This window comes from Arthrobacter sp. SO3, from assembly GCF_020532825.1.
In the GTDB taxonomy this organism is placed as follows: domain Bacteria; phylum Actinomycetota; class Actinomycetes; order Actinomycetales; family Micrococcaceae; genus Arthrobacter.
The window spans coordinates 23783-41733 of sequence record NZ_MQTS01000178.1 but is presented as its reverse complement, the minus strand read 5'-3'; the positions used below and the strand labels follow the sequence as shown (position 1 = coordinate 41733).

At 68.1% G+C, this 17951-nt stretch carries 17 protein-coding genes, 1 tRNA gene and 1 pseudogene; 10 read left to right on the top strand and 9 right to left on the bottom strand.

The genetic code is table 11. The features are described from left to right. Positions 1-112 precede the first annotated feature (112 nt). The 4 genes from BJQ90_RS16590 to BJQ90_RS16575 form a co-directional block, all read right to left on the bottom strand. Entirely contained in the window at positions 113-1126 is a 1014-nt protein-coding gene (locus BJQ90_RS16590) for an FUSC family protein (protein WP_226761321.1), read from the bottom strand. Positions 1127-1313: 187 nt separating this feature from the next. Further along, on the bottom strand, positions 1314-2378 hold the full coding sequence (locus BJQ90_RS16585; protein ID WP_226761315.1) for a glutathione S-transferase family protein: 1065 nt from the start codon (positions 2376-2378) through the stop codon (positions 1314-1316). Between the two features lie 30 nt (positions 2379-2408). Then, positions 2409-3167 (bottom strand): M50 family metallopeptidase, encoded by a 759-nt coding sequence (locus tag BJQ90_RS16580; RefSeq protein WP_226761314.1) that lies wholly within the window; start codon positions 3165-3167, stop codon positions 2409-2411. Further along, positions 3164-3550: a TraR/DksA family transcriptional regulator gene (locus tag BJQ90_RS16575; protein WP_226761313.1), complete on the bottom strand. Its 387-nt coding sequence runs from the start codon at positions 3548-3550 to the stop codon at positions 3164-3166. The genes BJQ90_RS16580 and BJQ90_RS16575 overlap by 4 nt, the downstream gene beginning before the upstream one ends. A gap of 178 nt (positions 3551-3728) precedes the next feature. On the opposite strand from BJQ90_RS16575, the gene BJQ90_RS16570 reads away from it, so the two are divergent. From BJQ90_RS16570 to BJQ90_RS16560, 3 genes are all read left to right on the top strand, one after another. Beyond that, positions 3729-4265: a hemerythrin domain-containing protein gene (locus BJQ90_RS16570; protein ID WP_226761312.1), complete on the top strand. Its 537-nt coding sequence runs from the start codon at positions 3729-3731 to the stop codon at positions 4263-4265. Positions 4266-4274: 9 nt separating this feature from the next. After that, a complete protein-coding gene (malQ, locus tag BJQ90_RS16565) occupies positions 4275-6431 on the top strand; it encodes a 4-alpha-glucanotransferase (protein WP_226761311.1) in 2157 nt (718 codons plus the stop codon). A gap of 85 nt (positions 6432-6516) precedes the next feature. Next, the gene (locus BJQ90_RS16560) at positions 6517-7452 is read left to right on the top strand and encodes an alkaline phosphatase family protein (RefSeq protein WP_226761310.1); all 936 of its coding nucleotides are present in this window, start codon (positions 6517-6519) and stop codon (positions 7450-7452) included. A gap of 218 nt (positions 7453-7670) precedes the next feature. Here the strand turns inward: BJQ90_RS16560 and BJQ90_RS16555 are convergent, their stop codons facing one another. Next, positions 7671-7850, bottom strand: coding sequence for a hypothetical protein (locus tag BJQ90_RS16555; RefSeq protein WP_226761309.1), 180 nt, complete (start codon positions 7848-7850; stop codon positions 7671-7673). Positions 7851-8686: 836 nt separating this feature from the next. Further along, a tRNA-Leu gene (locus BJQ90_RS16550) sits at positions 8687-8769 on the bottom strand. A gap of 163 nt (positions 8770-8932) precedes the next feature. On the opposite strand from BJQ90_RS16550, the gene BJQ90_RS16545 reads away from it, so the two are divergent. Next, positions 8933-10237, top strand: coding sequence for a M20/M25/M40 family metallo-hydrolase (locus tag BJQ90_RS16545; protein WP_226761308.1), 1305 nt, complete (start codon positions 8933-8935; stop codon positions 10235-10237). A 19-nt stretch (positions 10238-10256) separates the two neighbouring features. Beyond that, a complete protein-coding gene (locus BJQ90_RS16540; RefSeq protein ID WP_226761307.1) occupies positions 10257-11420 on the top strand; it encodes an acyl-CoA dehydrogenase family protein in 1164 nt (387 codons plus the stop codon). 22 nt (positions 11421-11442) lie between these two features. On the opposite strand, the gene BJQ90_RS16535 is transcribed toward BJQ90_RS16540, so the two are convergent. Next, a complete protein-coding gene (locus BJQ90_RS16535; RefSeq protein WP_226761306.1) occupies positions 11443-11676 on the bottom strand; it encodes a DUF5703 family protein in 234 nt (77 codons plus the stop codon). 39 nt (positions 11677-11715) lie between these two features. On the opposite strand from BJQ90_RS16535, the gene BJQ90_RS16530 reads away from it, so the two are divergent. Next, positions 11716-11982 carry a hypothetical protein gene (locus BJQ90_RS16530; RefSeq protein WP_226761305.1) on the top strand — a complete coding sequence of 89 codons (267 nt, stop codon included), beginning with the start codon at positions 11716-11718 and terminating at the stop codon, positions 11980-11982. Positions 11983-12029: 47 nt separating this feature from the next. Here the strand turns inward: BJQ90_RS16530 and BJQ90_RS16525 are convergent, their stop codons facing one another. After that, positions 12030-12965: an aldo/keto reductase gene (locus tag BJQ90_RS16525; protein WP_226761304.1), complete on the bottom strand. Its 936-nt coding sequence runs from the start codon at positions 12963-12965 to the stop codon at positions 12030-12032. 52 nt (positions 12966-13017) lie between these two features. Between BJQ90_RS16525 and BJQ90_RS16520 the strand changes: the two genes are divergently transcribed. Both BJQ90_RS16520 and mshC read left to right on the top strand, forming a co-directional pair. Beyond that, a complete protein-coding gene (locus BJQ90_RS16520) occupies positions 13018-13851 on the top strand; it encodes an undecaprenyl-diphosphate phosphatase (RefSeq protein ID WP_226761303.1) in 834 nt (277 codons plus the stop codon). A 15-nt stretch (positions 13852-13866) separates the two neighbouring features. Beyond that, entirely contained in the window at positions 13867-15147 is a 1281-nt protein-coding gene (gene mshC, locus BJQ90_RS16515) for a cysteine--1-D-myo-inosityl 2-amino-2-deoxy-alpha-D-glucopyranoside ligase (RefSeq protein ID WP_226761302.1), read from the top strand. 96 nt (positions 15148-15243) lie between these two features. Here the strand turns inward: mshC and BJQ90_RS16510 are convergent, their stop codons facing one another. Beyond that, positions 15244-16149: a PAC2 family protein gene (locus BJQ90_RS16510; RefSeq protein WP_226761301.1), complete on the bottom strand. Its 906-nt coding sequence runs from the start codon at positions 16147-16149 to the stop codon at positions 15244-15246. Positions 16150-16279: 130 nt separating this feature from the next. On the opposite strand from BJQ90_RS16510, the gene BJQ90_RS16505 reads away from it, so the two are divergent. Continuing rightward, positions 16280-17080: an HAD family hydrolase gene (locus BJQ90_RS16505; protein ID WP_226761300.1), complete on the top strand. Its 801-nt coding sequence runs from the start codon at positions 16280-16282 to the stop codon at positions 17078-17080. Continuing rightward, a pseudogene (locus tag BJQ90_RS16500) lies at positions 17073-17951 on the top strand (site-2 protease family protein); the annotation flags it as partial. The gene BJQ90_RS16505 and the pseudogene BJQ90_RS16500, both read left to right, overlap by 8 nt.

Here is a 17951-nt window from a genome sequence, read left to right as displayed (position 1 = left end):
GGCCATCCACATCACAACGGTCAGCCACAACAAACAACGGCGGTGTCCGCCCCGGCACGGGGGCGGACACCGCCGTCGTTTGTTCCGGGCCGAGGGCCGGAGGGGCCATGCGTCAGCCGCTGGCCGCGGAGGACTTCACCACCCGCAGCATCCGGTGCAGGCTCATCAGGATCGACTCGACCGCGCTGGGGGCGTCGGTGGCCGTTTGCTCGCCGCCGATCCGTCCCGTCAACGCTTTGACGGCAGAGTCGGCCGCCTCGACCAGCGCCAACTGCTCCTCCGGGCTCTCCTCCTCAATTGAGCGCAGGATGTCACCCACTCCGGACATGGCGTCGGCAAGCGGCGCAGCATATTCATCCGGCACCACAAAGGGTGTGTCCTTGGCCCAGATGACATCCGAGAGCACCTGCGTCACGTCCTGGACGTGGAAGGTCACCCGTTCGAGGTCGCGCAGGTTGCGGTAGTCCAGTTCGATGTCCCGGGGGTGGAGCCGGCGCCGGGGGTTCGCCCGCCGGCTGGCGTCCGCCTTCTCCACGGCCAGCCGGACGGCGCGGGCGGAGGATTCGAGCGAGTCGGACCGCTTGGACCAGTCCTCGTGTTCCGGCGGCCAGCTCTCCTTCAGTGCCTTGGCCATGTCCCAGAGTTGCTGGGCCAGTGCCAGGCGCAGTTCCGCGATGCTGAGCTCGGCGGCGCGGAAGTGCAGCGGCGGGAAGACCAGCAGGTTCACGAGGATGCCCACGGTGACGCCGGCCCCCATCTGCAGGAGGTAGCCGAAGGAGAACTGGTCCGGGTTGTGGCCGCCCACGAGCAGGACCAGGAGCGCCGCCGTCGGGATCCAGTCCCGGCCCGCGCCGATCTTCGGGAGTCCGGCCAGGACAACGCCGAAGGCCATCACGATCCCGACCGTCAGTGGTGACGGGCTGCCGAGGATGAACAGCACGAAGGCCAGTCCAATCCCGATTGCCAGCCCTGCGAGCGTCTGTGCTCCCTGCTTTATGGAGCCGGCGACGTTCTCGTACATCGCCACCAGGGCGCCCAGCGGAGCGTAGTAGGGGTAATCGGCCGCGGAGCCGGGCATCAGCGGGGCGATGGCGAAGGCAATGCCCGCGGCCAGTCCTGCCTTCATGGCCAGCTGCAGCCGTGGCCACAGCAGCGCCGTGGAGACGTTGCCGGCCACGATCCGCCACAGCCGCCGGAACAAGGAGGGGCCTCCGGTGTGCGTTGCCTCTTCTGTCGTAGTCATCCCGGTTCACCCTAGGCGGGGGATATTGCTGCGACAAGTGGACGAACCCCGGCCGGGCAGGGCGTTCCGGTCAGTCCGCCCCGTGCCCCGGGGCCACTTCCTCCCCGGCCCGGACCGGGCCGGGCGGCGTTCCATTGCCGAAGGGGCGACCGCCGAGGGCTTCGCGGCCGTGTGCGGTCAGCCAGTTGCCGAGCTCCGGTCCGGCAGGAACGATCCCGGTGGGGTTGATGTCCTTGTGGACGATGTAGTAGTGCTGCTTGATCTGCACGAAGTCGGTTGTGTCGCCGAACCCGGGGGTCTGGAACAGGTCCCGGGCGTAGGCCCACAGGGCGGGCATTTCGCTGAGTTTCTGCCGGTTGCACTTGAAATGCCCGTGGTAGACGGCGTCGAACCGCGCCAGTGTGGTGAAGAGGCGGACGTCGGCCTCGGTGATCGTGTCGCCCACGAGGTACCGCTGGCCGGTGAGGCGTTCCTCCAGCCAGTCCAGGGCGGTCCAGAGCCGGTCGTAGGCGGCGTTGTAGGCCTCCTGAGAGCCGGCAAAGCCGCAGCGGTAGACACCGTTGTTCACTTCGGTGAAGACCCTCTTGTTGACCGTGTCGATCTCCTCACACAGGGCCTCCGGATACAGCTCCGGCGCGCCCGGGCGGTGGAACGCGGTCCACTCGGTGGCGAAGTCCAGGGTGATCTGCGGGAAGTTGTTGGTCACCACCTGGCCGCTGGCGACGTCGACGATGGCCGGGACGGTGATGCCGCGGGGATAGTCCGGGAACCGGCGGAAGTACGCCTCCTGGATCCGCTCCATTCCGAGCACCGGGTCCTTGCCGCCGGGATACAGGTCAAACGTCCAGGAGCGCGCATCGTGGGTGGGTCCGGGCTGGCCGAGGGAAATCGCGTCCTCCAGGCCAAGGAGCCGCCGCACGATCACGGTCCGGTTGGCCCACGGGCAGGCGCGGGCCGCGATCAGCCGGTAGCGTCCCGGCTCGACCGGCCAGCCGGGCTCACCGTTCCGGCCGGGGGCGCCGTCGCGGGTGATCCGGTCCTCGATGTAGTTGGTGTCCCGGGTGAACTCCTCGCCGCCGGTGACGTAGGAACCCTTCGTGCTGAATCCGGGGTCGTCCGTGTGTGTGTGGCTCATGGTCCCAGCCTATGCCCGGATACCGAGGGGTCACGGCAGCATGGCGCCCTGCGTTGCGGCGAACACGAGCGACATCGGCTGCCAGGCAAACCACCAGGCGGCGCCGACGACGGCGGCAAACAGCACGATCCACACGGCGGCGGGGAGGTGGGTGGCCCGGGCGAGCAGATAGGCGTCCGAGGTCGCCAGCCGGTCCCGGTGCCGCAGGTGCACGTTGCCCAGCTTGCCGAGGTCCCGGACGGCGGCGACCAGCAGTGCCAGGCCGAGCACGATCATGACATGGCCGGTGAATTCCGGCGGGACGAACAGCACCAGCAGCACGGCGGCCAGGACCGCGCCGGCGGTGATCAGCAGCCCGATGCCGTTGCGGATGAACAGGAACGAGGCCAGCAGGATGAGGGTGCCGACCGACATCGCCGCCGGGCCCCAGCCGTTGAAGCCGCTCCAGACCATGGCGGCGCCGACGACGGCCGGGACGGGGTAACCCCAGAACGTGGACCAGACAGCCGCCAGGGGGCGGCGGCTGTAGGTGGTGGTGGTGCCCGAGTGGTCCAGGCCCAGGCGGATGCCGCCGAGGCGCTGCCCGGTCATGAGCGCGGCGAAGGCGTGGCCGAGCTCGTGGGTTACGGTGGCCAGCAGCCCGAAGTACCGCCAGGTCACCCGTGGCAGGGAAAGCGCGACGGCGATCAGGATCACCAGGGCAAGTTCGGTGCCGGTGACCTGAGGTACCGGGGACTGGGTGAATCCGGCAACGATCCGGGCCCACCAGGTTTCGGCAGCATCGGTCATGGTGTGGTCCGTGCAGTGGCTCTGGAGGGGCCGGCAGGGCCCGAGCTGTGCCTGATGCAATACGGTGTCCAGGGCCTGGCCTCCAGCCGGCCTTCCGCAATCTCTTCACCGCACACTGCGCAGCTGCCGTAACGGCCTGCATCGATCCGCTCCAGGGCAGCCTCGATCTGCGCCAGGCCCCGGCGGCTCTGCTCCAGCAATGCCCCAGCCTGGGAGAGCTCGAAGGCAATCGTCGCGCCCTCGGGATCGTGCTCGTCGTCGACGTTCGAGTCCTGCCGGGCGGCGTTCACCGAGGTGATGTCCTGGCGCAGCGCGGGAAGGAGGGCAAGCTTCCGGCGGCGCTCCTCGTGCAGGAGATTCCGGAACCGTTCGACGTCGACCATAGGCTGCAAGGCTAGCGCGGACGCCGCGGCCGCGCCTAAATCCGCCGTCGAAATCCGCAGCCGGCCGGAGCCGGGGTAGGCCGAAAGGCCCGGGGGGTCCGGGGGAGTCTCCGCCTACAGTGGGGAAGGGAGCCTGCGCCCTACTGCGCGCCCCCATCCAGCAGACCCAGGAGGCGTCATGGATCAGCCAGCGGCCAACACCCAGAAAAACCCCGACGAGGAAGCCGGAGCCCTGGCGGCGGTGGAGCAGCACCATGCAGGCATGCTCAAGCGCCTCAACGCGCTGACGGCGACGCTCACCCATGCTGTCCGGTCCGGGGACACCGTGGCGGAGCACGACGCCCATGAGGTGCTGGTGGAGTGGTGCGAGAACGATCTCGTCCCGCATGCGCTCGCAGAGGAGGGTCCACTGTACGGCGGGCCCCGGAACATGCCGCAGGGCCGGCTGCTGGTGGCGGGGATGCTGGCCGAGCACCAGGTGATCGTGGGCCTGGTCGAGGAACTGCGGGGCTCAACCGGGGTGGATGCCGCCGTGGCTGCCGGCTCCATCCGGAACATCTTTGCCCTGCACCTGGACAAGGAGAACAGGCTTCTGATGCCGTTCATCGCGGCGTCCCCGGAACTGTCCCTGGCGCGCGCTGTCGAGGGCCTGCACGAACTGGTCGGGGAAACGCACGTCCATCAACACGGGACGGTGCCCGGGGACAGCGTCTAGAGTGGCCCCATGGCGGATGGAATGGACCAGGACGATACGACCAGCTCAGCCGCACTGCTGCGCGAACTCGCAGCAGCCCACGGTGTGGGGACAACCTACTGGGGCTGGGACGGCGTCGAACGCTCCGTTGCGGACCGCACACTGCGCGGCGTCCTCGCCGCGCTGGGGGTCCCCGCCGGGGAAGCAGACGAGATGCAACAGTCCCTGGCTGAAGCCAGGCTGGCGCCGTGGCGGCGGCTGCTGCCGCCGGTCGCCGTGGCCCGCGAGGGGCAGGAACTCCGCGTCCATGTCCATGTCCCGCACGGCAGCGCCGTCAGCGTGTGGATCGCCGCCGAAGACGGCAGCAGGTACGAGGTAACGCAGCAGGAGAACTGGGACGCGCCGGTCGTCGTCGACGGCGTCCTCACGGGACGGGCGGCCTTCACGGTCCCGGACCAGGTGCCGCTCGGCTGGCACACCCTGCTGGCCGACAACGAAGGCACGGCAGCCCAGTGCCCGCTCGTTGTCACACCGCAGCGGCTCCAAACGACCGAGGCGCTCGCCGGACGGCGGAACTGGGGACTGACCGCCCAGCTCTATTCCGTGCGGTCCTCCCGGTCCTGGGGCATCGGTGACTTCGCGGACCTTGCAGACCTCGCAACAATCACGGGGCAGGACGGCGCCGGTTTCCTGCTGGTCAACCCCTTGCACGCCGCGGAGCCCCGGCCGCCGGTCGAAGACTCGCCGTACCTGCCCACAACCCGGCGCTACTTCAACCCCCTTTACCTCCGGGTGGAGGAGATCCCCGAATACGGCTACCTCGACCCGGCCGGCCGGGCGGAAGTTGAACGGCTGGCCGCCCGGCAGCACGCCGCGAACCACTCCACCCGGCTGCTGGACCGGAACTCCAGTTACGCGGCGAAACTGAGCGCGCTGGAGCTGGTCTTCGCCGTTCCGCGCGACCCGGCCCGCGCACGCGCCTTTGCGGACTTCTGCGCCGGGGAGGGGCAGGGAATCGACGACTTCGCCCTCTGGTGCGCCCTGGCCGAGAAGCTCCCCCCGGACGCCCCGCAATGGGCCGGGGCGGCGTCCGCACCGGGCACGGCCTACTGCAAGGAGCAGCGGGCCCTGCTCGCCGGGCGGATCGACTTCCACCGCTGGATGCAATGGCTCTGCGACCAGCAGCTGGAAGCCGCCCAGCGCTCGGCCCGGCGGTCGGGCATGGAAATCGGCGTCATCCACGACCTTGCGGTCGGCGTGAAACCCGGCGGGGCGGACGACTGGTCGCTGGCCGGGGTGCTGGCCCGAGGCGTCACTGTGGGCGCGCCACCGGACATGTTCAACCAGCAGGGCCAGGACTGGACCCAGCCGCCCTGGCACCCGGGCCGGCTCGCGGAATCGGGGTATGCCGCCTACCGGGACATGCTCCGCACGGTGCTGCGCCATGCCGGCGGGATCCGGGTGGACCACATCCTGGGCTTGTTCAGGCTGTGGTGGATCCCGGAGGGCGCCGGGCCGGGGGAGGGCACCTACGTCTATTACGACCACGAGGCGCTGATCGGAATCCTGGCTTTGGAGGCGCAGCGGGCCGGAGCGGTGGTGATCGGTGAGGACCTGGGGGTGTTTGAGCCGTGGGTGCGGGACTACCTGGCGGGCCGCGGGATCTTCGGCACCTCGATCCTCTGGTTCGAGCACGACACCGACGGCCCGATCGCGCCGGAACTGTACCGGCAGCAGTGCCTGACCAGTGTCAACACCCACGATCTGCCGCCGACGGCCGGGTACCTGGCCGGAGAGCACGTCACGCTCCGCGAATCCCTGGGACTGCTGCAGCGCCCGGTGGCAGAGGAACGCGCCGAGGCCGCTGCCGAGCAGCAGGCCGTGTTCGGACTCCTGCGGGAGCGCGGTCTGCTGCCCGTGGCGGGGCACCAGGACGTGCAACGCACCGTCGAGGCGCTGTACGCCTTCACCACCCTGACGCCCTCGTCCCTGCTGGGCGTCGCGCTGGTTGATGCGGTGGGCGAAACCCGGACCCAGAACCAGCCCGGCACCAGCACGCAGTACCCCAACTGGCGGATCCCCCTGGCCGGTCCGCGGGGACCCGTCCTGCTTGACGCACTGCAGGACGACCCCGGCTTCCGGTCGCTCGTCGGCACCATCACGTCCGCGCTGCACCGGGAGGAGTAGAGATATTGGGGCACCCAATGCTCCCAGGGCAGCCCGGGACTACCGACCCACGGCAGGGCATTCCGTGCCCGGTTAGCATGTGGCGATGAGGCGCGTGGGCAGACCTTTCCTCGCCGTCATCCTGGCGCTGGGTCTGGCTGGCTGCACGGCACCTGGGCCGGCGCCCTCGCCGGCCCCGACTGCCTCACCGTCGTCGAACGGCCCGACGGCGTCCGGAACGGCACAGGAGCCCGCGATCGATCACGTCGTCATCATCGTGATGGAGAACAAAGCCGCCAGCCGCATTCTGGGAGCCGACGACGCGCCCTACTTGAACAGCCTGGCGCGGGAGAACGCCGTCGCAGCCAACTACCACGCGATCACCCGGCCCAGCCTGCCGAACTACCTCGCCCTGACCAGCGGCACCACCGCCGGCATCACTAGCAACTGCGACCCCGAGGCAAACAGCTGCGAGGCGGACGTGCGCACCATTGCCGACGAAATCAGCAGCTCGGGGCGGAAATGGCGGATGTACGCAGACGGCATGCCCGAACCCTGCCAGGCCGAGGACTCCGGCCGATACGCGGTGAAGCACAATCCGTTCATGTACTACCCCTCGGTGACCGACGACCGGGCGTTGTGCACCGACCACGTGGTGCCCTTCAGCCGGCTGGACGCAGACCTGAAAACCGACCGAAGCCTCCCGGACTACGTGTTCATCACCCCCGACATGTGCAGCGACACCCACGACTGCCCGGTGCAGTCCGGCGACGACTGGCTGTCCCGGCAAGTCCCCAAAATCCTCGCCGCACCGGCGTTCACCACGAAAAACTCCCTGCTCGTGATCACCTATGACGAGGGCGACGGTTCGAGCAACCAGATTGCCACGGTCTTCGCCGGACCCGCCGCGCGGAAGGGCTACACCTCGGAAACCCGCTTCACGCACTATTCCCTGCTGCGCACGATTGAAGACGCCTGGGGCCTGGACCCACTGACGGACAATGACCGGGATGCCGCGGGCATGGCCGAGCTGCTGAAATAGCTGATCCCTGCTGGCTGCAACAGGAGACAGCTGACAGGAAGAGCGTTGTGAACCCCCTTGATGATGTGAACCAGCGCCTCGCCGCGGAGCTCGACGAATACGTCTACAACATCGGCAACCGACCCGACAATTTGCGGCTGCGCTTCATGGTGGCGCTCCAGGGCGCGTTCTGCGCCGCCGTCAGCGGTGGCCTTGCCTTCGTGTCCCGACTGTCCGTCCTAACCCTGCAGTGCCTGCACAGCAATGTGCGCGGCCCGCATGCTTCTGATTCCGCGCTCTGCGGCGGCCACAGTAGGGGCCTCCACGATGACCCCTTTGGACAGCAGGATGGCCAGAAGAGTGGCGTTGAGGACATCCTCGCGGAGTTCTGCCAGCCAGGGGCCCCGGAGGTTCGGCATGGCCGGCACCCGAGCCCAACCCGCAGGAACAGGATCTCCCGGGCCGAGCCGGCCGCCCGGCGCCGAAGCATGGTTGAGGCCAGGTGCTTGTCCCGGATCGCTTGCGCCTTCATCCTCCATTGACGCTGGCTGCCCAGCTGCGGTGCGACGAGGGCGCGTGCGGCGACGAGCTCTTCCGGGTGCGCTGCCCGGAGTGCCGTGACCAGGGGGTTTTCCCGGTCGGCCCAGGAAGCCGTGAGCCGGCGGTCGATGGCCGCGGCCAGATGGTCCAGACCCATCCGGGATGCCAACTCGGCCGGGCCTTCGGCCTGATTCGAGGGGCCGCGACTTTCTGATGCGCCGTGTGGTTTTTGTCCCGGGAGCCGTAACGCGGCGACCCGTCGGCGAGGTGGTAGTCGTTGCTCATGATTCCCCCGGTGTTTTGGCCTGGGCCGCGACTTGGTGCGTAGCCGCGCCGTGGGCGGACCCGTCATCGTCGACGGGTCCGGGTTCAGTGTGCGGCATCGCGGAGCGCATGACGAGCGACACGGGGTTCAAGACGCCCGGACCGTGGACGTGGCCATGCAGCGGCCCAATGCCCGGGAGGGCAGGACCTTAGCGCTCTCCTCTGATTCCCTCTTCAGCGTCGCGCGCCGTCCGGAATCCGGATCGGTCCACCGCACGTAGTCCGTGTACGAGCCGTCCTTACTTTCCAGGATCTATGTGGGCCACAAAACCACTTTGCGGAGGTCGGGCCGGCGCCTGTCTCCATCCCACGTAGGTGAAACTGGGGTCCGCCTGGATTCGGACACGAAAAAGCCCCGGAATCCATAGGATTCCAGGGCCTTTTCCTGTTGTGCGCGGAGGGGGACTTGAACCCCCACCCCCTTTCGAGGACTAGCACCTCAAGCTAGCGCGTCTGCCATTCCGCCACCCGCGCAGGTGGTATTCGGTGAACCTTTTCGCCTTTCAGCGTTTCGGTTTTCTCCGAAGCAGCGAGAAAGACTCTAGCATGAAGATTCCCGAAACAAATAATCGGGGCCTGATCGGGCATGTGGGTAGGCTGAAGCCAGCAAGAGAGCCGACCCCACGAGGAGTGAAACATGAGTGAAATCAGGCCCGAGGACGAAGTCGTCAGAATCTGCCAGGAACTGATCCGGATCGACACCTCCAACTACGGTGACGGGTCCGGCCCGGGGGAGCGGGCGGCTGCCGAATACACTGCGGGGCTGATGACCGAAGTGGGGCTGGACGCCGAGATCTTTGAGGCCGCGCCGGGCCGCGCCAGCGTGGTGACCAGGCTTGCCGGCGAGGACCCGTCCGCCAGCGCGCTCGTGGTCCACGGGCACCTGGATGTTGTGCCCGCGCTCCGCGAGCAGTGGTCAGTGGACCCCTTCGGCGCAGAGCTCAAGGACGGCATGATCTGGGGCCGCGGCGCCGTGGACATGAAGGACATGGACGCCATGATCCTCTCCGTGCTGCGGAATTTTGCCCGTACCGGACGCAAGCCCAAGCGGGACCTGATCTTCGCGTTCTTCGCCGACGAGGAAGCCGGCGGCACCTACGGCGCCCGCTACGCCATCGAGAAGCGGCCCGAACTCTTTGACGGCGCCACCGAAGCGATTTCCGAGGTCGGGGGTTTCTCCGCCACCATCGGCGGGCAGCGCACCTACCTGCTCCAGACCGCCGAGAAGGGTCTCTCCTGGCTCCGCCTCGTCGCCCACGGCCGGGCAGGGCATGGCTCGCAGATCAACACGGACAACGCCGTCACCCGGCTCGCCAGCGCCGTGTCCCGGATCGGGGAGTACCGGTGGCCGGTCGAGCTGACCCCCACCACCCGGCAGTTCCTTGACGGCGTGACTGAACTCACGGGTGTGGAGTTCGATCCGGACGATCCCGAGAAGATCCTCAAGGAGCTCGGCACCGTGGCCCGCTTCGTTGGCGCCACCCTGCAGAACACGACCAACCCCACCCTGCTCAAGGGCGGCTACAAGCACAATGTGATCCCCGAGTCGGCCGAGGCCCTCATCGACTGCCGCACCCTGCCCGGCCAGGAGCAGCACGTCCTCGAAATCGTCCGCGAACTCGCGGGCACTGGCGTGGACGTGAGCTACATCCACAACGACGTCTCCCTGGAGGTTCCGTTCGCCGGGAACCTCGTGGATTCGATGATCGACGCGCTGCACGCCGAGGACCCGGGGGCCAAGGTCCTGCCCTACACCCTCTCCGGCGGCACGGACAACAAGTCCCTGAGCCGGCTGGGTATCACCGGCTATGGCTTCGCCCCGCTCCAACTCCCGGACGAACTGGACTTTACCGGGATGTTCCACGGCGTGGACGAACGCGTCCCCACCGGATCCCTGAAATTCGGCGCACGGGTACTGGATACCCTGCTCACGAACTACTGATGCCTGAAAGGCACCTCCCATGAGCCCTGAAGACGTCCTGCCCGATGCCCTGCTGGAACGCATCCGCGGGCGCGCCGCCGGGTATGACCGGGACAACGCCTTCTTCCACGAGGATCTGGCGGAACTGGCGGACGCCGGCTACCTGAAGATCTTCGTTCCGGCGTCCGACGGCGGACTGGGCCTCGGCCTTGCGGCGGCCGCTCAGCTGCAGCGCCGGCTCGCGACGGCGGCCCCGGCCACGGCGCTGGCGATCAACATGCATCTCGTGTGGACCGGCGTCGCGCATGTCCTGGCCGCACGGGGCGACACCTCGCTCGACTTTGTCCTCCGGGAAGCCGGGCAGGGCGAAATCTTCGCGTTCGGGAACTCCGAGGCGGGGAACGACTCGGTGCTTTTCGACTCCCGCACCGAAGCCGTCCCGCAGGCCGGCGGCAGCTACGCCTTCACCGGCCGCAAGATCTTCACGAGCCTTTCGCCGGCGTGGACCCGGCTGGGGATCTTCGGGAAGGACGCCTCGGCCGGGGACGGTACCGGGGAACTGGTCCACGGGTTCATCACCAGGGACACCCCCGGGTACGAGATCCTGGCCGACTGGGACACCCTGGGGATGCGGGCCAGCCAGTCCAACACCACCGTCCTGGACGGTGCGGTGGTGCCTGCGGAGCGGATTTTCCGGAAGCTGCCGGTGGGACCGAACGCAGACCCGCTGATCTTCGCGATCTTCGCGTGCTTCGAGACGCTGCTGGCCGCGGTCTACACGGGCATCGGCGAACGGGCCCTCGCCCTGGGCGTCGGGGCCGTGAAGCGGCGGACCTCGTTCAAGAACGGCGGGCGCAGCTGCGCCCAGGATCCTGACATCCGGTGGAAGGTGGCAGACGCGGCGATGGCGATGGACGCGCTGTACCCCCAGCTGTCGAGCGTCACCGCCGACGTCGACGCGCTGGCCGATCATGGCGGCCAGTGGTTCCCGAAGCTGGTCGGCCTGAAGGTCAGTGCGACGGAGACAGCCCGCACCGTCGTGGACCTGGCCATCCGGGTGTCCGGCGGATCCAGCTATTTCCGTGGTTCCGAGCTGGAACGGCTCTACCGGGACGTGCTGGCGGGAATGTTCCATCCCTCAGATGACGAGTCGGCGCACAACACGGTGGCCAATGCCTGGCTGGGACCGCTGGAGACGACCTAAACGGTCCGCCGGGTCACGGATCCTAAACGGTCCGCTGGACCTGGGTGACCCGGCGGCGGAGCCAGAAGCGGCGGCCGCCGCCCAAATACAGCACGCTGCGTTCCAGTTCCCACTTCCCGTATTCGGAGTGCTCCACCAGGCGGCGGCGTGCTTCCGGCAGGGAATCTTCAGGACTGACCGTCAGTACGAGGTACTCGTACTGCCTCAAATAGTCCCGTTCCCGCCGGACTGAACTGCTGAGAAAATGTTCCTTCATTGCTCTCCATTTTCTTCTTTTTCCGGCTAACGTGAAGTCATGAGCATCGATCCGCGTGTCGCGCTTCAATCCTTGACGGCTGCACTCGAAGAGCATCTCGTCGCGGCGTCGGCGCGCCGGGGACCCGGGGACCCTGCGGTCGAGGCAGCCTTTTTTGCAGTTGCTGATGCCTTTGAAGTCTACGACGACTCGCTCTACGAAGCGTATGGCGAAGTGACCCCTCTTGAGGTGATCGAAGACGACAGCGACGAGGACGAGGAAGAAGACGTCGACGACGAGGAAGACCTCGAAATCCTCCAGGACTAAGCCAGGTCCTCACGCCAGGTACAGAGCCTGTTGGACGGTGCCGGAAACTAGCCGGTGCTGGAAACGTCCTCGAGCGCCTGGGCAATCTGCGGCGGAAGCGGCGCCAGCGTCGAATCCAGGATTTCCTTGAGCTGCACCGGCGTGCGTGCCCCCACGATCGCCGTCGCCACACCGTGCTGGGACAACAGCCAGCTCAGCGAGACGTCCAGCGCTGACCGACCCAGACCCTTCGCCGCCATCGCAATGGCCTCCACCACGCTGGACGCGGCCCCCTCAAGGTACGGCTCCACATAGCCGGCCAGCCGCGAATGGGCCGCCCGCGAATCCGCGGGAATGTGCCCGCGGTACTTGCCGCTCAACACCCCCCGCCCCAAGGGGCCCCACGCCAGCAGTCCCAGTCCTGCGTCCTCGATGGCCGGAATGAGTTCAGCCTCGGGGGAGCGGTGCAGCAGGGAATACTCGGACTGGTTCGCGATCAGCGGGAACCCTGCAACAGCGGCCGCTTTTGCCGTCTGCCAGCCGTTGAAGTTGGAGACACCCACATAGCGGGCGCGGCCGGAGCGCACGGCAAAATCGAGCGCGGACAGGGTCTCCTCGAGAGGGACGTTGGGGTCCCAGGCCTGCGCGAACCAGAGGTCCACGTAATCGGTGCCCAGCCGGGCCAGGCTCGCGTCCAGGCCGGAGAGCATGCCGTTCCGGGAGGTGTCGACGCTGCGCCGGCCCTCCGACGTCGACAGTCCGGCTTTCGTGGAGATGACCACCTCGGAGCGCGCGACCACGTCGCCGAGCATTCCGCCCAGCATCGCCTCGGCCTGGCCGTCGCCAAAGGACGCCGCCGTGTCGACCAGGGTCCCGCCGCCGTCCACGAAGGTGCGGAGCAGCGCCGAGGCATCCTGCTCATCGGTTTCCCGGGCCCAGGACATGGTGCCGAGGGAAAGGGAGGACACACGCAACCCACTGTTGCCGACATAACGCTGCTGCATGTCAGCAAGCTTACGGGGATTCGGATTGCTTCATGACGTAGGGTCTATAAACGTGAACTGGTTTGAAGCGGCCTTTCTGGGCCTCGTGCAGGGACTGACAGAATTCCTCCCTATTTCCTCAAGCGCCCATCTGCGGATCGTCGGCTCTTTCCTGCCCGAAGCCGCCGATCCCGGAGCGGCCTTCACGGCCATTACCCAGCTCGGGACGGAAACCGCGGTCATCGTGTACTTCTGGCGGGACATCGTGCGGATCGTCAAAGCCTGGGCGGGTTCCCTGGCCGGGAAAGTCTCCCGGCAGCACCCGGACGCCAAGATGGGCTGGCTGGTCATCCTGGGCAGCCTGCCGATCATCATCCTGGGACTGCTGTTCCAGGACCAGATCGAGTCCGTGCTCCGCAGCCTCTGGATTGTCGCCACCATGCTGATCGTCTTCGGCATGATCCTCGCCGTGGCCGACGCGATCGGCCGCCAGGAACGCGACCTGACCCGGTTGAGCTACAAGCACGGCATCCTCTTTGGCCTGGCGCAGGCCATGGCCCTGATCCCCGGAGTCTCCCGCTCCGGCGGGACGATCACCGCCGGACTGCTGATGGGCTACACCCGTGAAGCGGCGGCCCGCTATTCGTTCCTGCTGGCCATCCCGGCCGTGTTCGGCAGCGGCCTGTACCAGCTCTACAAGGTGGTCAGCAAGGAAGGCATCACCGGCCCCTACGGCCTCCCGGAAACGGCCCTCGCCACCGCCGTGGCCTTCGTGGTGGGGTACGTCATCATCGGCTGGTTCCTGAAGTACGTCTCGACCCACAGCTACCGGCTCTTCGTCTGGTACCGGATTCTGCTGGGCCTGGCCCTGTACCTTCTGCTCGGTTTCGGCGTCATCAGCGCCTAGCACTAGGCTTGGGCTGTGAAGTCTTGGATCTCCCGCCCCGTCCCCCAGCTCCCCGGCAGCATGGCTGCCCTCCGCCTCTTCGACACCGCCAAAGGCAGCGTCGTCACCCTCGGGGCGGCAGGTGAACAGTCAATGTACGTCTGCGGAATCACCCCGTATGACGCCACCCACATGGGGCACGCGGCCAGCTACGTCGCCTTCGACCTGCTGAACCGCGCCTGGCGCGACGGCCGCCAGCAGGTCGCCTACGTGCAGAACGTCACCGACGTCGACGACCCCCTGCTGGAGCGCGCGACGGCGACCGGCGTGGACTGGCGCGATCTCGCCGCCAGCCAGATCGAACTCTTCCAGACAGATATGGCAGAGCTCAACGTCCTGGCCCCGGACCACTATGTGGGCGCCGTGGAAGCCATTCCCCTGATCGTGCCCGCCATCGAGCGGCTCCTGCACCGTGGGCTGGCCTACCGGGTGGCCGGCAGTGCCGGCGAGCCCGACGGCGACGTCTACTACGACGTCGAAGCGGCCGGCAAGCACTCCGCTGACGCCACCGATGCCTGGACGCTCGGCTCCGTCTCCGGGCTGTCCGACGCCGAGATGCTGGAACTCTTCGCTGAGCGCGGCGGCGACCCCGGCCGGGCAGGCAAACGCCAGGCGCTGGATCCGCTGCTCTGGCGGGTTGCCCGCGAGGGCGAACCAAGCTGGCCCGGCGGCGAGCTCGGAGAGGGCCGGCCGGGCTGGCACATCGAATGCACCGTCATCGCGCAGAAGTACCTGCCCGCGCCGTTCACCGTGCAGGGCGGCGGCTCGGACCTGATCTTCCCGCACCACGAAATGGGTGCCGGGCATGCCTACTCCCTGTCCGGAGTGCCGCTGGCGCAGCACTTCGCACACGCGGGCATGGTGGGGCTCGACGGCGAAAAGATGAGCAAGTCCAAGGGAAACCTCGTCCTGGTGTCCAGGCTCCGTGCCGACGGCGAGGACCCGGCTGCGATCCGGCTGGCCATCCTGGCCCACCACTACCGCAGTGACTGGTCCTGGACCGACGCCGGTTTCGCCGCGGCCAAGGAACGCCTCCGTACCTGGCGGGCCGCCCTGGCCGTGGCCCCGGAAGGCTCCGCTGCCGGGCTGCTGTCCCGGCTGCGGGCCGAACTCTCGAACGACCTGAACGCCCCCGGGGCCGTCGCGGCCGTGGATGACTGGGCCAAGGCGGCACTCGAGGACGGCCGGGCGGGGTCCCCGACGGACGCCGCACTGGTGCGCGACGCCGTCAACGCGCTGCTCGGCGTCGAACTCTAGGCGTCGAACTCTGGGCTTCGAACTTCCGGCGCCCGCCACGGGGCGCCGGGCGCCGGGCGTCGCAATCCGGGGGCCGGACGCTACGTGGGCCGGACGCTACGGCTTGTCCTTGCCGCGGCGCTTGAGGTAACGCTCGAATTCCCGGGCGATGGATTCGCCGCTGGCCTCGGGGAGGTCGGCGGTGTCCTTGGCTTCCTCCAGCTGGCGCACGTACGCCGCTATTTCAGGATCCTCGGTGGCCAGCTCATCGACGCCGCGCTCCCAGGCGTCAGACTCCTCGACGAGGTCCGCGGTGTCGAGCGGCACCTGCAGGAGCTCCTCGATCCGGTGCAGCAGCGCGAGCTGCGCTTTGGGGGAGGGCGCCTGGGCCACGTAGTGCGGCACGGCGGCCCAGAGCGAGACGGTGGGCAGGCCCGCCAGCAACGCAACCTCGGCCAGGACCCCGACGATGCCCACCGGACCCTCATACTGCGAGGCCTCAAGGTCCATCCGCTCACGCAGCGCGGGGTCGTCCGTGGAGGTGCTCACCGGAATCGGCCGGCTGTGCGGCACGTCCGCGAGGAGGGCGCCGACCAGGATCACGTAGTCCACGTGAAGCGCCTCCGCATGGACCAGCAGTTCGGCGGTGTAAGCCCGCCACTTATAGGACGGCTCCGTGCCCTGGACGAAAATGACGTCCACGTTGGAGCCGGGAACACTGGCTTTGAATATCCGGGTTGACGGCCACTTGATCTTCCGCTCACCGGTGGCGGTGCGCCGGATCGTGGGCCGGGTGAACTGGAAGTCGTAGTACTCGTCGGCGTCGACCGAACCGACCTTCTTGCCGCCCCAGAGCTTGTTCAGGTAACGCAGCGCATCGCTGGCAGCCTCTCCGGCGTCGTTCCAGCCTTCGAAGGCGGCAAGCATCACCGTGATGCGCCGGCCCTCGGGGACGGGCTGCAGCAGCCGTTCCGGCTCGGGCACGTCGCCCGTTTCCGCTGGGTCTACCTCGAAGCTATTCATCTCTTCACCCTACGTCCAAGGACCCGGCCCCCGCAGGGAATGAAGCGCCGGAAATCGCTGACCCACGGGCGATATTCGCCGTAGGCGTAGTATCAGGCCCCTCACAGGGCCGCGCCGTAGACTGGAAAGCATGCAACCCCCAGCTCCCCAGCCCCTCCTCAAAGCCGCGCTCTGGGACATGGACGGCACCATCGTCGACACCGAGCCGTACTGGATTGAGGCCGAACACGCCCTGGTTGCCGCGCACGGCGGGCAGTGGTCCCATGAGAAAGCCATGCAGCTGGTGGGCCAGTCCCTGGTCTTCTCCGCCGGCCTCCTGCAGGAGGCCGGCGTTTCGCTGGAGCGCCGGGAGATCATCGACATCCTGACGGCCCACGTCATCAGCCAGGTCCGCACGTCCGTGCCCTGGCGCCCCGGCGCCCGCGAACTCCTGGACGAGCTCCACACCGCCGGCGTCCGCTGCGCCCTCGTGACCATGTCCGAGGCCCCGCTGGCCCGCGAGATCGTCGCCAGCCTGCCGAAGCCCTACTTCGAGTTCCTGGTCACCGGCGACACCGTCACACGGGGAAAACCGCACCCCGAGGCCTACCTCAAGGCAGTCGAGCTGCTGCAGGAGCAGGACCCGGAACTCGGGCTGCACCACTGCATTGCCCTGGAGGATTCCGTGCCGGGCGTGGCGGCCGCCCTCGCCTCCGGTGTGCTGACCGTCGCCATCCCGCACATCATGCCGCTGCCGGACAATCCGCACCACGCCACGTGGGACACCCTGGCCGGGCGCACCGTGGCCGACCTAGAAGGACTCGTTGCGCTGCGCCACGAGTTCCCGGACGCGACCTTCGGCGCGGACGGCGGCTTCAAGGGCGCGACCAGCGGCGCCGGCACCGGCACCCTGCGGGAGCGCGGCACGGCAACGGTGGCCGTCCATGACTGACACCGACACCCGCGGCCGCAGCGGCCGGGATCCCCAGAAACAGGACCGCAAAGAGGGCATCACCCTGGGGCGCATAGCCGGCATCCCGGTGATCCTCGCCTACTCATGGTTCATCATTGCGGCGTTCACGGTGATCGTCTACGGCCCGGTGCTGCAGGCGAACAACCCGCAACTGGGCATCGGGGCCTACTTCGTGGCGTTCGCCTACGCGGTCCTGCTGCTGATCTCGGTCCTCGTGCATGAGCTCGCGCATGCGCTGACCGCCAAGATCTACGGCTGGCCCAGCGAAAAGATCGTCCTCAACCTCTGGGGCGGCCACACCCAGTTTGAGAGCTTCACCGCATCCCCTGGCCGTTCCGTCCTCGTCGCCCTGGCAGGCCCCGCGGCGAACTTCGTCCTGGCTGCCGGGGGCTGGCTCGTGCTGACCGCCGGCGACCTCACCGGCGTCGCCGGCATCCTCGCCAACATCTTCGTGTGGGCCAACCTGCTGATCGGCATCTTCAACGTCCTGCCCGGGCTGCCGCTGGACGGCGGCCGGATCGTCGAATCCGCCATCTGGAAGCTGACCGGCAGCCAGGAAAAGGGGACCATCGCCGCCGGCTGGGGCGGCCGGATCATCGTGATCGCCCTCGTGGGCTGGTTCGTGGTGCTGCCCCTGCTCAGCGGCGACCGGCCCGACACCTCGCTGATGCTCATAGCGCTCCTGGTCTGCAGCTTCCTCTGGATGGGTGCCACCGCCTCAATCAAGCAGGCGCAGCTGCGGGGCCGGCTGCTGCTGGTGGAGGCCGGGGCCCTGGCCGAACCTGCGGTCGGCCTCCCCGAATCAGCCACGGTGGCCGATGTGCTGGCGCTGCCGCGGGATGCCGGCACC

What these genes read in the sequence shown, in the direction of transcription:
- BJQ90_RS16590 (WP_226761321.1), bottom strand. Translation starts at nt 1,126, where the DNA reads ATGAAGGCAGGACTGGCCGCGGGCATTGCCTTCGCCATCGCCCCGCTG.
- BJQ90_RS16585 (WP_226761315.1), bottom strand. Translation starts at nt 2,378, where the DNA reads ATGAGCCACACACACACGGACGACCCCGGATTCAGCACGAAGGGTTCC.
- BJQ90_RS16580 (WP_226761314.1), bottom strand. Translation starts at nt 3,167, where the DNA reads ATGACCGATGCTGCCGAAACCTGGTGGGCCCGGATCGTTGCCGGATTC.
- BJQ90_RS16575 (WP_226761313.1), bottom strand. Translation starts at nt 3,550, where the DNA reads ATGGTCGACGTCGAACGGTTCCGGAATCTCCTGCACGAGGAGCGCCGC.
- BJQ90_RS16570 (WP_226761312.1), top strand. Translation starts at nt 3,729, where the DNA reads ATGGATCAGCCAGCGGCCAACACCCAGAAAAACCCCGACGAGGAAGCC.
- malQ (WP_226761311.1), top strand. Translation starts at nt 4,275, where the DNA reads ATGGCGGATGGAATGGACCAGGACGATACGACCAGCTCAGCCGCACTG.
- BJQ90_RS16560 (WP_226761310.1), top strand. Translation starts at nt 6,517, where the DNA reads ATGAGGCGCGTGGGCAGACCTTTCCTCGCCGTCATCCTGGCGCTGGGT.
- BJQ90_RS16555 (WP_226761309.1), bottom strand. Translation starts at nt 7,850, where the DNA reads ATGCCGAACCTCCGGGGCCCCTGGCTGGCAGAACTCCGCGAGGATGTC.
- BJQ90_RS16545 (WP_226761308.1), top strand. Translation starts at nt 8,933, where the DNA reads ATGAGTGAAATCAGGCCCGAGGACGAAGTCGTCAGAATCTGCCAGGAA.
- BJQ90_RS16540 (WP_226761307.1), top strand. Translation starts at nt 10,257, where the DNA reads ATGAGCCCTGAAGACGTCCTGCCCGATGCCCTGCTGGAACGCATCCGC.
- BJQ90_RS16535 (WP_226761306.1), bottom strand. Translation starts at nt 11,676, where the DNA reads ATGAAGGAACATTTTCTCAGCAGTTCAGTCCGGCGGGAACGGGACTAT.
- BJQ90_RS16530 (WP_226761305.1), top strand. Translation starts at nt 11,716, where the DNA reads ATGAGCATCGATCCGCGTGTCGCGCTTCAATCCTTGACGGCTGCACTC.
- BJQ90_RS16525 (WP_226761304.1), bottom strand. Translation starts at nt 12,965, where the DNA reads ATGCAGCAGCGTTATGTCGGCAACAGTGGGTTGCGTGTGTCCTCCCTT.
- BJQ90_RS16510 (WP_226761301.1), bottom strand. Translation starts at nt 16,149, where the DNA reads ATGAATAGCTTCGAGGTAGACCCAGCGGAAACGGGCGACGTGCCCGAG.
- BJQ90_RS16505 (WP_226761300.1), top strand. Translation starts at nt 16,280, where the DNA reads ATGCAACCCCCAGCTCCCCAGCCCCTCCTCAAAGCCGCGCTCTGGGAC.